General features: G+C 73.0%; 15 protein-coding genes. 5 read left to right on the forward strand and 10 right to left on the reverse strand.

Annotated elements, in window-relative coordinates:
- Positions 1-274 precede the first annotated feature (274 nt).
- A complete protein-coding gene (rsmI, locus tag DY240_RS00655; protein WP_199700553.1) occupies positions 275-1147 on the reverse strand; it encodes a 16S rRNA (cytidine(1402)-2'-O)-methyltransferase in 873 nt (290 codons plus the stop codon).
- 141 nt (positions 1148-1288) lie between these two features.
- On the opposite strand from rsmI, the gene DY240_RS00660 reads away from it, so the two are divergent.
- Entirely contained in the window at positions 1289-2797 is a 1509-nt protein-coding gene (locus DY240_RS00660) for a dolichyl-phosphate-mannose--protein mannosyltransferase (RefSeq protein WP_119658051.1), read from the forward strand.
- Here the strand turns inward: DY240_RS00660 and DY240_RS00665 are convergent.
- From DY240_RS00665 to DY240_RS00690, 6 genes are all read right to left on the reverse strand, one after another.
- The gene (locus tag DY240_RS00665) at positions 2794-3381 is read right to left on the reverse strand and encodes a TMEM165/GDT1 family protein (protein ID WP_119658052.1); all 588 of its coding nucleotides are present in this window, start codon (positions 3379-3381) and stop codon (positions 2794-2796) included. The genes DY240_RS00660 and DY240_RS00665 overlap by 4 nt on opposite strands.
- 214 nt (positions 3382-3595) lie before the next feature.
- Positions 3596-4828: an MFS transporter gene (locus DY240_RS00670; RefSeq protein ID WP_119658053.1), complete on the reverse strand. Its 1233-nt coding sequence runs from the start codon at positions 4826-4828 to the stop codon at positions 3596-3598.
- A gap of 73 nt (positions 4829-4901) precedes the next feature.
- Positions 4902-5567: an SRPBCC family protein gene (locus DY240_RS00675; protein WP_119658054.1), complete on the reverse strand. Its 666-nt coding sequence runs from the start codon at positions 5565-5567 to the stop codon at positions 4902-4904.
- Positions 5564-5935 carry an ArsR/SmtB family transcription factor gene (locus tag DY240_RS00680; protein WP_119658055.1) on the reverse strand — a complete coding sequence of 124 codons (372 nt, stop codon included), beginning with the start codon at positions 5933-5935 and terminating at the stop codon, positions 5564-5566. The genes DY240_RS00675 and DY240_RS00680 overlap by 4 nt, the downstream gene beginning before the upstream one ends.
- A 32-nt stretch (positions 5936-5967) precedes the next feature.
- Positions 5968-7260, reverse strand: a complete 1293-nt coding sequence (locus DY240_RS00685; RefSeq protein ID WP_119658056.1) for an MFS transporter — start codon at positions 7258-7260, stop codon at positions 5968-5970.
- A 339-nt stretch (positions 7261-7599) separates the two neighbouring features.
- Positions 7600-8556: a glycerophosphodiester phosphodiesterase gene (locus tag DY240_RS00690; RefSeq protein WP_119658057.1), complete on the reverse strand. Its 957-nt coding sequence runs from the start codon at positions 8554-8556 to the stop codon at positions 7600-7602.
- Between the two features lie 89 nt (positions 8557-8645).
- Here DY240_RS00690 and DY240_RS00695 point away from each other — a divergent pair, with 89 nt between their 5' ends.
- Positions 8646-9050 carry a VOC family protein gene (locus tag DY240_RS00695; RefSeq protein ID WP_119658058.1) on the forward strand — a complete coding sequence of 135 codons (405 nt, stop codon included), beginning with the start codon at positions 8646-8648 and terminating at the stop codon, positions 9048-9050.
- A 158-nt stretch (positions 9051-9208) separates the two neighbouring features.
- Here DY240_RS00695 and DY240_RS00700 read toward each other — a convergent pair whose 3' ends face one another.
- Complete coding sequence (locus DY240_RS00700; protein ID WP_119658059.1) at positions 9209-9997, reverse strand: SDR family oxidoreductase; 789 nt, start codon at positions 9995-9997, stop codon at positions 9209-9211.
- A 69-nt stretch (positions 9998-10066) separates the two neighbouring features.
- Between DY240_RS00700 and DY240_RS00705 the strand changes: the two genes are divergently transcribed.
- Together DY240_RS00705 and DY240_RS00710 are read left to right on the forward strand one after the other, a co-directional pair.
- Positions 10067-10951 (forward strand): sigma-70 family RNA polymerase sigma factor, encoded by an 885-nt coding sequence (locus tag DY240_RS00705; protein WP_119658060.1) that lies wholly within the window; start codon positions 10067-10069, stop codon positions 10949-10951.
- Positions 10944-11582 (forward strand): class I SAM-dependent methyltransferase, encoded by a 639-nt coding sequence (locus DY240_RS00710; protein ID WP_119658061.1) that lies wholly within the window; start codon positions 10944-10946, stop codon positions 11580-11582. Before DY240_RS00705 ends, DY240_RS00710 begins: the two co-directional genes overlap by 8 nt.
- Positions 11583-11688: 106 nt before the next feature.
- Here the strand turns inward: DY240_RS00710 and DY240_RS00715 are convergent, their stop codons facing one another.
- A complete protein-coding gene (locus tag DY240_RS00715) occupies positions 11689-12156 on the reverse strand; it encodes a hemerythrin domain-containing protein (protein WP_119658062.1) in 468 nt (155 codons plus the stop codon).
- Between the two features lie 76 nt (positions 12157-12232).
- Complete coding sequence (locus tag DY240_RS00720) at positions 12233-12658, reverse strand: DUF6069 family protein (protein WP_119658063.1); 426 nt, start codon at positions 12656-12658, stop codon at positions 12233-12235.
- A gap of 128 nt (positions 12659-12786) precedes the next feature.
- Between DY240_RS00720 and DY240_RS00725 the strand changes: the two genes are divergently transcribed.
- Positions 12787-13338: sigma-70 family RNA polymerase sigma factor (locus DY240_RS00725; RefSeq protein WP_119658064.1), on the forward strand; the 552-nt coding region annotated here is incomplete at its 3' end.

Below are 13338 nucleotides of genomic sequence, written 5' to 3' on the forward strand. Positions count from 1 at the left end.
ATCTCGCCTAGTGGACGCCGAACGACACCAACGCCACACAGTATCGGGGCCGACGACCCCGGCAGCCGTCGCCACACTCCCCCGTCCCCCTGATAGCTGCCCGTTCTGAGCCGCGTGCGCGCGGGTCAAGTCCAAGGCCCCCAACCACAGCCAAAGAGCACACAGTCAGAGGCCGCGGACTTGAGGCGCGCGCACGCGGCCAAGACAATCGGGCAGCAGGGGGACGGCCCAACTCACCAACGACGGTCAACGCGACAACCCAGCCCGGCGACGCTCAGTCGACGACGCCCTCGGACGCCTTGGCAGCCACGACGGCGGCGTAGACCTCCCGTTTGGGCAACCCCAGGTCGCGCGCGACGTCGGCGATCGCCTCCTTGCGGCGCACCCCGGCGGCCTCGCGCTCGGCCACCAGCTCCACCGCATCGGCGGCCGTCACGGTCGCCGAGCGGGGCGGTGCGCCCTGCACCACCAGGGTGATCTCGCCGAGCGGCCCGTCCTCGGCCGCCCACTCCGCGAGCGAACCCAGCGGCCCGCGCTTGACCTCCTCATGGGTCTTGGTCAGCTCGCGGCACACGGCCGCTGCCCGGTCGGCGCCGAACGCGGCCGCCATCGCCGTCAGCGTGTCGGCCAGCCGGTGCCGCGACTCGAAGAAGACCAGCGTACGCGGCTCGTCCGCCAGAGCCGCGAAGGCCCGCGATCGCTCCCCCGGGCGGCGCGGCGGGAAGCCCTCGAAGCAGAACCGGTCGACGGGCAGCCCGCTGACCGCCAGCGCCGTCAGCACCGCCGACGGTCCCGGCACCGACGTCACCCGCACGCCCGCCTCGACCGCCGCCGCGACCAGCCGGTAGCCGGGGTCGGACACCGACGGCATGCCGGCGTCGGTCACCAGCACGACGCGCGCGCCGTCCGTCAACGCCGTCAGCAGCTCTGGCGTCCGCGCGGACTCGTTGCCCTCGAAGTACGACACCAGCCGCCCGGCGATGGTCACGCCCAGCGACGACGCCAGCCGCAGCAGCCTCCGGGTGTCCTCGGCGGCCACCACGTCGGCCCCGGCCAGCTCGGCCGCCAGCCGCGGCGGAGCGTCGCCGACGTCCCCGATGGGGGTGCCCGCCAGCACCAGGATGCCGTCCGCCGTCGAGTTCGCCACCCGCCCATCCTCGCGCAACAGTGCGCCGCCCTTCACAGCGAGCACTCGTAGGATGACCCGGTGACCCAGACGGTTGACGCCCCCGAGGCATCCGACACGGCGAGATCCGCGGCTGCGATCCGGTCCCGCCTCGTCCGGCCGATGCCTGCCGACCGCATCTGGGGCTGGATCGGCCCGCTGCTGGTGGGCGTGGTCGCGGCGGTGCTCCGGCTGGTCGACCTCGGCCGGCCGAACAAGATCATCTTCGATGAGACGTACTACGCCAAGGACGCCTACTCGCAGCTGCTGTTCGGCTACTCGCGCAAGTTCACCGAGGACGCCAACGAGCGGATCCTGAACGGCGACCTCGACGTCTTCCTGAACGAGCCGTCGTTCGTCGTCCACCCGCCGGTCGGCAAGTTCCTCATCGGCCAGGGCATTCGGGTCTTCGGCATGGACCCGTTCGGCTGGCGCATCGCCGTCGCGCTGTGCGGCGTCGCGACGGTGATCATGGTCGCTCGCATCGGCCGGCGGCTGTTCCGGTCGACGCTGCTCGGCTGCGTGGCCGGCCTGCTGCTCGCCGTCGACGGCCTGTCCATCGTGATGAGCCGGACCGCGGTGCTGGACGGCATCCTGGCGATGTTCATCGTCGCGGCGTTCGGCTGCCTGCTCATCGACCGCGACCAGGTGCGGGCGAGGTACGCCGACTGGGCGGAGGCGCGGCTCGCCCGCGGCCTGACGGAGCCGGGCGACGGCCCGCTGTTCTGGTGGCGGCCGTGGCGGCTGGCGGCCGGCGTCATGCTGGGCCTGGCCTGCGGGACGAAGTGGAGCGGGCTGTACGCGGTCGCGGTGTTCGGCCTGATGACGGTGTTGTGGGAGATCGGCGCGCGGCGCACGGCGCAGTTGCGGAGCCCGGTGCTGAACTCGCTGCTGCGCGACGGCCCGGTGGCGTTCCTGACGATGGTCGGCACGACGTTCGTGGTGTACGTCGCGTCGTGGTGGGGCTGGATCTTCTCCGACAACGGCTGGGGCCGGCAGTGGGCGGCGGAGAACGCCCCGTCCACGCTGGGTTCGCTGTTCCCGAGCTGGGTGCGCAGCCTCTGGCACTACCACTGGGACATGTGGGTGTTCCATCGCGACCTCGACACCCCGCACGACTACCAGTCCGACGCGTGGCAGTGGCTCATCCTCGGCCGGCCGGTGTCGTTCGACTACGAGGGCTACGACCTCGGCCAGGCCGGTTGCGAGGCCGAACGCTGCAGCCAGGCGGTGCTCGCGCTGGGCACGCCGCCGCTGTGGTGGGGCGCCTGCGCGGCGCTGCTGGTGTGTCTGTGGTGGTGGTTCTTCCGCCGCGACTGGCGGGCCGGCGCGATCCTGGCCGGCGTCATCGCGACCTGGGTGCCGTGGCTGCTCTTCACCGACCGCACGATCTTCTACTTCTACGCCGTCGCCATCGCGCCGTTCCTGGTCCTGGCCGTGACGTTCGCGCTGGGGCTGATCATCGGGCCACCTGACGCCTCACCCCGCCGGCGCGCCGTCGGGGTGGCCATCGCCGGCGGCTACGTGCTGATCGTCGTCGCGGTCGCCGCGTGGTTCTACCCCATCCACGTCGACCAGCTCATCTCGTACGACGAGTGGCGCTCGCGCATGTGGTTCAGCCGCTGGATCTAGGTGAGCTCGGCGATCCCCTCGACCAGCAGCCAGATGCCGAACAGGACGAACAGCGCGGCGGCCCCGACCTGGATCAGCCGCTCCGGCAGCCGCTGACCGAGGTACCGGCCGACGGCGATGGCCAGCGCGTCGGCGGCGACCATGCCGACGGTCGACCCGATCCAGACGCCCGTCCAATCGTTGTCGGCGGCCAGCGTGATGGTGGCCAGCATGGTCTTGTCGCCCAGCTCGGCCAGGAAGAACGCGGTGCCGACGGCGATGACGGCGGTCCGGGTGGTCCGCTCGGCCTTGCTCTGCTCCTCGTCGGTCAGGGTGTCGCCGCGCCACGTCCACGCCGCGAAGCCGAAGAAGGCGACCGCCGCGATGACGTTGATCCAGCCGGTGGGGAGCGCCTCGCCGAGCCCGAAGCCGATCGCGACCGACGCCAGGTGCACGACGGTGGTCGCGATGGTGATGCCGAGGATGACGTGCCACGCCTTGAAGCGCGTGGCGAACGTCAACGCCATCAGCTGGGACTTGTCGCCGAGCTCGGCGACGAAGATGACGCCGAAGCTCACGAGGAACGCGGCCCACAGGTCGGCCATCGGATCCCTTCCGGTCGCGCCAGGACCGGAAGACGCGAGACTCCGACCCCGGCATTACTGCCAGTGGTCGAAGGTCTCGCCCGCCTCGAGAACGAGGCCGCGCGGCCGGACGCCGGAGCGTCAGTGTGTCGACCGCGACATTGGGGGCTACTCCCCTTCGCTGCAAGGAGCGTACCTGCATCGCCGATGGAGAATCCAGCCGACGTGCGCAGACTCACATCCGGTCCGGCCGTTCGGCGTGGGCCGCCCGGTGGACGACGATCGCGGCGAGCGCCATGATCGCGGCCCCGGCGAGCGCCGGCACATTGACCTCCGTGACCTCCGCCAGCGCCCCGAACAGCAGTGCCCCGGCCGGCGCTCCGACGATGCCCAGAGTGCGCTCGGCGGAGCTGACCCGGCCGAGCAGCTCGTCGGGCGTCCGCTGCTGCGTCAACGAGACGAAGTGGACGTTGACCACCATGCCCGCCACCCCGAAGACCGCCAGCGCCGCCGCCGTCGCCGCCGGGTGGGCGACGCCGCCGATGACGAGCAGGCACCCGGTCTGCGCGGCGATCGCCAGCACCATGGCCCGCGCCCCGCCGCCGGTCCACCGCCCGACCCGCGTCGCGACCAACCCGCCCACCACCCCGCCGGCGCCGTACGCCGCGAGCACCAGCCCGAACACGACGTCGGAGGCGCCGGCCCAGCGGGTGATGATCAGCACCAGTAGCGCCTGGAGTCCGCCGATCACCAGGTTGCCGAGCAGGTTCGCCAGGCAGCCGCCGCGCAGCAGCCGGTCGCGCCAGAGCCGCCGCACGCCGGACGCGATCTCCGACCGCAACGTCGACCCTGGCGGCCGACTCGCCACGGGCAGGGCCGGCCGCGGCAGCGACGCGATCAGCGCCGCCGCCACCAGATACGTCACCGCGTCGACCGCGAACGGCAGCGCCACCCCCGCCGTCACCAGCAGACCGGCCGCCGGCGCACCGAGGAAGGTCCCGGCCAGCGCCTGCCCGGTCATCAGCCGGGCGTTGGCCGACGGCAGCGCCGACCGGGGCACCAGCGTGGGCAGGATCGCCGTCGCCGCGTTGTCGAACAGCGTCTGCAGCGTCGTCAGGGCGAAGGCCAGCACCGCCAGCACGGCGAGGTGCGCATACCCCAACGCCAGCGCCGTCGCGAACGCCGCCACCAGCAGCCCCCGCGCGAGGTCGACCGTCCACATGGCCCGGCGCCGGTCGACGCGGTCGGCCAGGGCGCCGCCGAGCAGGCCGAAGACCAGCCAGGGCAGATAGCCGGCGGCCGACACCAGCGAGAGCAGGAACGGCGACGTCGTCAGCCCGGCGGCGACCAGCGGCAGCGCGACGTTGCGCACCGCGTCGCCGAACCGGGACAGCACGGCGGCCGACCACAGGCGCCCGTAGCCGCCGCGCCAGCGCACCGCCTCGCCGGCCTCCGCCATGATCGTCATGTCGGCGAACGTTAGTTCGAGGGTCCGACAAGGTCCGCCGGCCGCGCGATCAGCGGCGGGAGCCGGACGGGCGTCAGCCCTGCTGGGGCGCTTCGGCGCCGGTGTAGAAGGCGGTCGTGCGGTCGGCGGCGGCCTGGGCGCCCTCGGGGGTGGCGAACCCGGAGTCGACGTTGGCGTCGCGCCAGCGCTCGCTGGCCAGGCCGATGAACCGCTTGCCCTCGTCGGACATGGTCCAGGCCTCGACCTCCTTCGGGTCGACGGCGACGTCGGCGCCCGCGGCGGTGTGCAGCGCGAGCCCGATGAACGCGAGGTCCCAGCCGAGGCCGACCGCCCCGGGGCCGTAGAGCTCCCAGAAGGCGAGGCCCTCGTCGTCCACGAGGGCGATGTGGTCGAGCTCGAACCGGGTCCGCTCGTCGCCCTCGGGGGTGAGCCGGACCTCGATCCAGCTGACCTGCCCGTTGAACTCCCACGTGGCGGCGAAGCTCTTCGGCGGGTCGCACCGCTCGACGACGCCGCCGGCGTTGCCCTCGACCTGGTAGCGGCCGCCGAGCTTCAGCTCGCCGCTGACCGGCGAGAACCAGCGCGGGATGCGCTCCTGGTTGGTCACCGCGTCCCAGAGGTCCTCGACGGCGGCCGGGTAGGTCTGGCTGACGGTGACGGTGCGGGCCTCGCCGGCCTCGATGGTGCGCGAGCCGACCTGGCGGCGCACGGCGTTGATCTGCTGGACGACGTCGATCATGGGGCGTTCTCCTGGTCCGGGTCGTGGCCGGCCTGCTCCTGCAGCCGGCGTTGGCGCTTGCCCCTGGCCAGCTCGGTGGCCAGCGCGTCCAGAGGAGGGGTCCAGAACCGCCGGAAGCGGTCGAGCCATGCGTCGACGTCGCGGAGCGGATCTGTGCTGACGGCGTACAGCCGGCGGGCGCCGTCGGGCCGCACGGTGGCGAACCCGGACTCGCGCAGCACCTTGAGGTGCTGCGAGACCGCCGGCTGCGAGATGCCGAACTCCTGCTGGATGACCGACGTGACGGCGCCGGAGGTCAGCTCGCCGTCGGCGAGCAGCTCCAGGATGCGGCGGCGAACCGGGTCGCCGAGCACGTCGAAGGCATGCATACCGATACGTTATCGCTTCCCACTTATATAAGTCAACGCTGTAGCTCTTCGTCCGGCGGTGGAGCGGTCACGGCCGGCGAGCCGGGAACCGTGACGGCGACATCGGCCGGCGAGTGCTGCCGCCGGCTGCCGATCAGGAACGGCGCGGCGATCAGCTGGATGGCGCCACCCAGCGCCAGCGACGTGCCGTAGCTGTAGACGTCGGCGGCCCGGCCCAGCGCCGGCTGGATGACCACGCCCCCGGTGTTGCCCATCAGCGAGTCGAACGACAGCACCGTCGCCCGCTGCTTGGAGGGGATCATGTCGTTGAGGTAGGCCTGCCGGATCGGCATCTCCGCGGACCCGATGAGCGCCCACACCACCAGCAGCGCCAGCGCCACCCAGAACACCTCGGTCAGGCCGAGCACCCCCAGCGCGACCGCGCTGACCAGCGTCCCCCCGATCAGCGCCGTCGTCCGCTTGTGGACCAGCCGGCGGAAGTGCGGCGCGAGGTACCCGCCGACCACCTGCGCGCCGGCCACCACGGCGGCGGCCAGCCCGGCGATCGAGTAGGCGTCGGGGTCGCCGTACAGCTCGAGCAGGTACGGCTGCAGCGCGTAGAACGTGTAGAAGCTGACGCCGGACGTGAACGGCGCGGCCAGCATCACCCAGCGCACCGGCGGGTTGCGCAGGCCGTGCTCGATGGACGCCGACCAGATGCCGCGCACCACACGCCCGGTACTGGTCGACCGGTCGGGCGTGAAGCCGAGGTCCTTCATCAGCACGTACGCGACCACGAACATCGCCACCAGCACGCCGGCCCGGAACAGGAACGGCACGCCCAGCGTCGTCGCCTGCGCGATGACGCCGCCGGCGACCGAGCCGCCCAGCATCGCGACGCCGGACACCATCTGGCCGCGGCCGAACACCGCCTCGAGGCTGCCCTCGTAGCCGGCGAAGTGCAGCGCGTCGACCAGCCAGGCCTCCACCGCGCCGGAGAAGAACGTGAACCCCAGGCCGAGCAGCGCCGACACGACGGCCCACGCCCAGAACGGCGCGCTGATCTGCCACATCAGGTAGTACAGCGCGGTCGTCACCGACAGCGTCACCGTGCCGAGCAGGTACGACGCCCGCCGCCCCACGGTGTCGGCGACGACCCCCGTCGGGACCTCGAACAGCACCATGCCGACGGTGAAGAACGCGTTGGCGGCGAACGCCTCCAGGTTGCTGAGGCCGGCGTCGAGCAGGAACAGCGTGTTGATGCCCCAGATGAACGACGCGGCGAGCGTGTTGCCGAGCATCAACGTGATGTAGATGCCTTGGATGCGGCGGGCCTGCGTGTTCATCGGCGCGGGGTCCTCTCGTCCAGTCGCCTCGTCGCGACTGCCTTGGTACAAGCGCCCACGGCCTCGAACTATGCCCGACCGGCCGCCGCCGTACCAGAGCCGCGACGGCCGGTCCGCTCACACCGCGGTGATCAGGCCGTGCACACCACCCCGAAGCACTGCGCCGCCTCGGCGTTGCCGCTGGCCCGGTTGCCGCCGCCGTCCGGTTCGACGCCTCGTTCTGCAGCTCGATGCCGGCGGTGTTCGGCCCGCTGACGTCGAGGTCGTTCGCGCACCGTGTTGCCGTTGGACGAGGTCAGCGCGATGCCGCTGCCGCTGCTGCCGACACCCGGTTGTTGATCACCGGCCGCGCTCGTCCAGCACCTGCTCGAGCAGCGTCGGCCGGTCGGTCATGATGCCGTCGACGCCGAGGTCGATGAGCCGCTCCATCTGCGCGCGGTCGTTGATGGTCCAGACGTGGACGGCCAGGCCGCGGCGGTGCGCGTCGGCGACGAAGTCGGCCGTCACCACCGGGATGCCCGCCTGCGACGGCGGCACCTGCAGCGCGTGGTGCCCGTGCAGCGTGATGCCGGTGAGCGGGCCGAGCGAGTTCAGCCAGAACGCCGTCGTCTGCTCGGTGCCCGGCGAGGTGCTGACGTCGCGGTTGTACAGCGCGAACCGGGTGACGGCACTGTCGGAGAACGACGCCACGATGGTGTCGGTGCCGCGGCCGAACTCGCGCAGCACGTCGGCCACCGTCCGCTCGTACGGCGACGTCTCGGGCCGGGTGCGCTTGATCTCGACGTTGAGCAGCACGCCGGGGAACGTCTCGAGCACCTCCCGCAGCGTCGGGATGCGGAAGTCCGCAGCGGTGTACCCGTCGGGCGCCGGCCGCTCGCCCGTCGCGACGCCGCGGAAGACGTAGTCGCCGGGCGCGCCGTCGTGGCAGGTGCCGCAGCCCGGGACGAACCAGTGCGCGGCGTCCAGCGTCCGGATCTGCTCCAGGGTGAGCCGGTCGACCCGCCCGGTGCCGTTCGTCGTGCGGTCGACGGTGGTGTCGTGCAGCACGACCAGCTCGCCGTCGGCCGTCGCGTGGACGTCCAGCTCGAGCACGTCGGCACCCTTGTCGAGCGCCGACTTGAACGCGTAGAGGGTGTCAGACGGCGCCTCGATCTCGCCGCCCTGGTGTGCGATGTTGAGGACGCGCCGCTCCAGCCACGGGTTCTCCGCGGCCGGGGCCGCGGCGCCCGCCGTCGTCGTCGGGATGAGGGCCGCGGCGACGGCGCCGGCGGCCAGAAGACGGGTGAGCCTGCTCATGGGCGAACGGTAGGGGGTACCGGTGACAGTTGCGCCGATGCTGCGCCGCCGCGAGATGAACGTCGGACCCGGCGGGTACGGTCGCCGGCATGACGACCTACCCCAGCGTGCTGCAGACCGTGCTGGACACCACCGACGCGCGCGGACTGGCGGAGTTCTACCGGCGGCTGCTCGGCTACGTCTACCGTCCCGGCGACGAGACCCCCGACCCCGCGGGCGACGACTGGCTGGTCCTGCTCGACGTCGACGGCCGGCGCCGGCTCGCCTTCCAGCAGGTCGACGAACTGACGCCGTCGACGTGGCCGGACGGCGCCGTCCCGCAGCAGCTGCACCTGGACATGACGGTCCCGTCGCTGGAGGAGCTGCTGCTCCAGCACGACCGCGTGCTCGAGCTGGGCGGCCGGATGATCCTCGACCGCATCGACGACCCCGACGAGCCGCTGCGCGTCTACGCCGATCCGTCCGGCCACCCGTTCTGCATCTTCGTGGCCTGACGGCTACGGCGCGGCGCCCCTCGGCGGTTCCGGAGACGCACGCCCCGGCAACCGAGTTGATCTTGGAGTTGTTCGCCTATTACGGTCCGAAATGCCCGTTTGATACCCGAAGAACTCCAAGATCAACGGTGAGGAGGGCGTGGGCGCCCGCCCGTCCGTCAGAGCGACGGCGAACGCCGGCCGAGGCGCTCGGTGAGGTAGTCCTCCCACGTCCGTGTCCCACGGTCGGCGCCGTCGAGCGTGAGGTTGTCGCCGTCGCGGTAGGCGCGACCCACCCGGCCGGGCAGCCGTACGGGGAGCAGCGCCCGCCGCTTGCCGGCGGCGCGCAGGTACGAGCGCAGCAGCTCGCCCATCGGCACGACCCGCGGACCGGCGAGGTCGGCGACCAGTCCGGCCGGCTCGCCGAGGGTCAGCTCGGCCAGCCGCTCGGCCACGTCACGTGCGTCGACCGGCTGGAAGCGCAGGCCGCCGGGGACCGGGATCACCGGCAGCCTCGCCATCGCGGTCGCGGTCTTCAGCACGAGGTCGTGGAACTGGGCGGCGCGCAGGACGGTCCACGGCACGCCCGATCCGGTCACGGCCTGCTCGGCGGCGAGCTTCATGCGGAACCAGGCGAGCGGCACCCGGTCGGCCCCGATCACCGAGATGTGCACGAGATGCCGCACGCCCGCGTCCGCCGCTGCCCGGGCCAGGCGCGCCGTCGCCTCGTCGTCGCCCTTGGGCCCGCCGGCCAGGTGCAGGACCGTGCCGACGCCGTCGACGGCAGCCCTGACGGCCCGCTCGGCGTCGTCCGAACGCAGGTCGGCCGCCACGTACTCGACACCGTCGGCCGGCTCGCGCGGCGTCCGGCTGAGCACCCGGACGGTCCGGCCGGCCTCGACCAGCCGTGGCACGATGAGACGTCCGAGGGTGCCGGTCCCGCCGGTCACCAGAAGGGGTGTGGTCACAGTCAGCTCCAGTTCTCAGCCGTTGAGGTTCCACTGCCCTGACCCGCGGCGATCGGGAAATGTGACCGGATGACCGACGACGATTTCGAGCGGCACCGGCCGCACCTGCGCGCCGTCGCGTACCGCATGCTCGGCTCGCTGGCCGATGCCGAGGACGTCATTCAGGAGACGTGGCTGCGCTACCAGCGCACCGACACCTCCGGCGTCGAGAACCTCGGTGGCTGGCTGACGACGGTCGCCGGCCGGGTGTGCCTGAACCTGCTGCGGTCGCGGACCACCCGGGGCGAGGTGCCGCTGGACGAGAGCGACCCCGCGGTGCGGCTGCCCGATCCGGTGGTCAGCCCGCTGAGCGGACCCGACCCGGAGCAGGAGGCGCTGCTGGCCGACTCCGTCGGGCTGGCCCTGCAGGTCGTCCTCGACACCCTGAGCCCGGCCGAGCGGCTGGCGTTCGTGCTGCACGACCTGTTCGCCGTCCCGTTCGACGACATCGCGCCGCTGGTCGAGCGGAGCCCGGCCGCGACCCGGCAGCTGGCAAGCCGGGGCCGGCGCCGGGTCCAGGAGGCCGCGCCCACGCCCGACGCCGACCTCGCCCGGCAGCGGGCCGCCGTCGACGCGTTCTACGCCGCGGCCCGCGACGGCGACTTCGACGCGCTGGTGACGGTGCTCGATCCCGACGTCGTGCTGCGCGCGGACGGCGGCACGCACCCGGCCCGGCCGACGGTGCTGCTGCGCGGCGCCAAGACGGTCGCCGGTCAGGCGACGCTGGCCCGGCGGCTGGCCGAGCACGTGCGGCCGGCGCTGGTCAACGGCGCGGCCGGCGCGGTGGCCGTCATCGGCGGGCGGGTGTTCGCGGTGATGGCCTTCACCGTCGTCGACGGCCGGATCGCCGCGATCGACATCCTCAACGACCCCGACCGGCTGGGTGGCATCGAGCCGGACGCCTTCGATGCGTGAGCCCTGGAACGCCAACATCCACTACGACGCCCGGCTGGCGGCCTGCGTCCCGCCCGGCGCGGGCCCCGTCCTGGACGTCGGCTGCGGCGATGGCTTCCTCGCGGCGCGGCTGGCCGGCGGGTTCGCACCGGCGGACGGCGGCGCGGCGCCGGCGCGGCGCGTGGTCGCCCTGGATGCCGACGCGCCGGTACTGGAGCGTGCCCGGGCCCGGTTCCCCGACGCCGCGGTGGACTGGCGCCACGGCGACGTGCTGACGTATCCGTTCCAGCTCGGCTCCTTCGACGCCGTCGTCTCGAACGCGACGCTGCACCACCTGCCGGACGCCGCGGCGGCGCTGCGCCGGCTCGGTGCGCTGGTCCGCCCGGGTGGCGTGCTGGCCGTCGTCGGCTTCGCCCGGTTCGAACGGCGTGACCTGCCCTGGGCCGCCGCCGCGTTCGTCTCCCTGGGCGTCGCGAACCGCGTGCGGCGCAAGTGGGAGCACTCCGCACCGCAGCACTGGCCGCCGCCGCACACCTACCGCGAGCTGGGCGCCTGTGCCCGAGCCGTGCTGCCCGGAGTGCGGTTGTCGCGGCTGCTCATGGGCCGCTACCTGCTCGCCTGGCCGGCGCCCGGGGTCGCGTCCTGGGTCTGAGTCGCGCTTCACGGCAGAATCCGGCTCGAAAGCGCGACTCAGACCCAGGACGTCGGGCACCCTCGAGTCGTCGCCGACCGATCGTCAGCCGTGCTCGGCGGCGCGCTCACCGCCGCAGCCCGAAGACCGGCCGGCTCCAGCCGGTGTCCTCGACGCCGTCGCCGAGGGCGGCGCCGATGGCGCGTTCCTCGTAGCGGAAGTGCGACTCCATGATCGCGGCCAGGCCGTCGAGCTCGCGCCGGATCGCGGCCCGCCGGTCCGCCGTCGCCTCCGCCGACTCCGCGGCGAGGTCGCGGACGGCGCCGACGATGTCCGCGATCAGCCGGTGGTCCTCGCGCAGCGCCGCGACGGTGGCGGCGAGGTCGGGGCGGGCGCGGACGAGCTCGGCGAACAGGCCGCCGTCCTCGCCCTCGTGGTGGATGGTGAGCGCCGAGCAGAAGCCCAGGCAGTGCGTCAGCAGGTCGCCGTCGTCGCCGGAACCGTCGCGCAGGTCGCGCAGCCGGGCGCGGAGCGTCGCGTGCACGTCGGCGAGCTGCCGGCTCCAGGCGAAGGTGCGCGAGCCAGTCTCGTCCATCGTCCCAGCCGATCAGGATCGCGCACCGAACGCAACCCACGCCGTGACGGAACTCCGCCGCCGTCGATCGAACCGGCTACCCGGTGACGGACGTGCGCGACGCGCCGGACCGGCCGAGCGCCGCCCGCAGTCCCGGGATCAGCACGGCACCGACGGCGAGGTGCATCAGCATGAGGTAGACCTTGGCGTCGCCGTCCGCGTCGGCCATGAGCGGACCGCTCAGCGAGAGCACGAGGACCGTCAGCGCGACGCCGGTCCACACCCGCCGCGCGTCGCCGGTCCGCCGCCCCAGCCACACCAGGAGCCCCCAGCCGGCCAGCGACATCGTCAGCGCCCCGCTCAGCACCAGCGCCAGCCCGACGTCCATCGTCACGCCGGCGGTGGTCACCTCCAGATCGGCCCCCGCGATCACCGCGACCGCCCACGGCAGCGTCGCCGCCGCCGTCGCCCCGGCGACCGCCAGCACGGCCCGTCGCCGCGCGGTCGTCTCGTTCGTCGTCATCGTGTTCCTCCTGCTGTCACTCTGGTGGCGATGCCTGGACAGCAGTACGACGACGCGGCGAGGCGGAACGTCAGGCCGCACACTTCACAGCGCTGTCTCGTCGGAGTGGTGAGAGGAGGCCGACGACCATGACCGACCCTGACCTCGCCGCGATCATGACCGAGCGCCGGCAGCTGATCAACGTCGCCTACCGGCTGCTCGGCTCGCTGGCCGACGCCGAGGACGTCGTGCAGGAGACGTACGCCCGCTGGTACGCGATGTCCACGGAGCAGCGGGACGCCATCGACTCCCCCGCCGCCTGGCTGACCACCGTCGCCAGCCGGATCTGCCTCGACCTGCTGCGCTCGGCCCGGGCGCGGCGCGAGCGTTACGTCGGCGAGTGGATCCCGGAGCCGCTGCCCGACCGGAGCGAGTGGATCAGCGCGCCGGCGGGCGGTGAGGGCGACCCGGCCGATCCCGCCGACCGCGTCACCCTCGACGAGTCGATCAGCATGGCCTTCCTCGTCGTCCTCGAGTCGATGACGCCGGCCGAGCGCGTCGCGTTCGTCCTGCACGACGTCTTCGGCTACCCGTTCGCCGAGGTCGCACGGATCGTCGGCCGCACGCCCGCGGCCTGCCGCCAGCTGGCCTCGTCCGCCCGCCGCCGGCTCCGCTCCGCCCGGACGCCGGCGCGGCCGGCC

The organism is Jiangella rhizosphaerae (genome assembly GCF_003579925.1).
Taxonomy (GTDB): domain Bacteria; phylum Actinomycetota; class Actinomycetes; order Jiangellales; family Jiangellaceae; genus Jiangella; species Jiangella rhizosphaerae.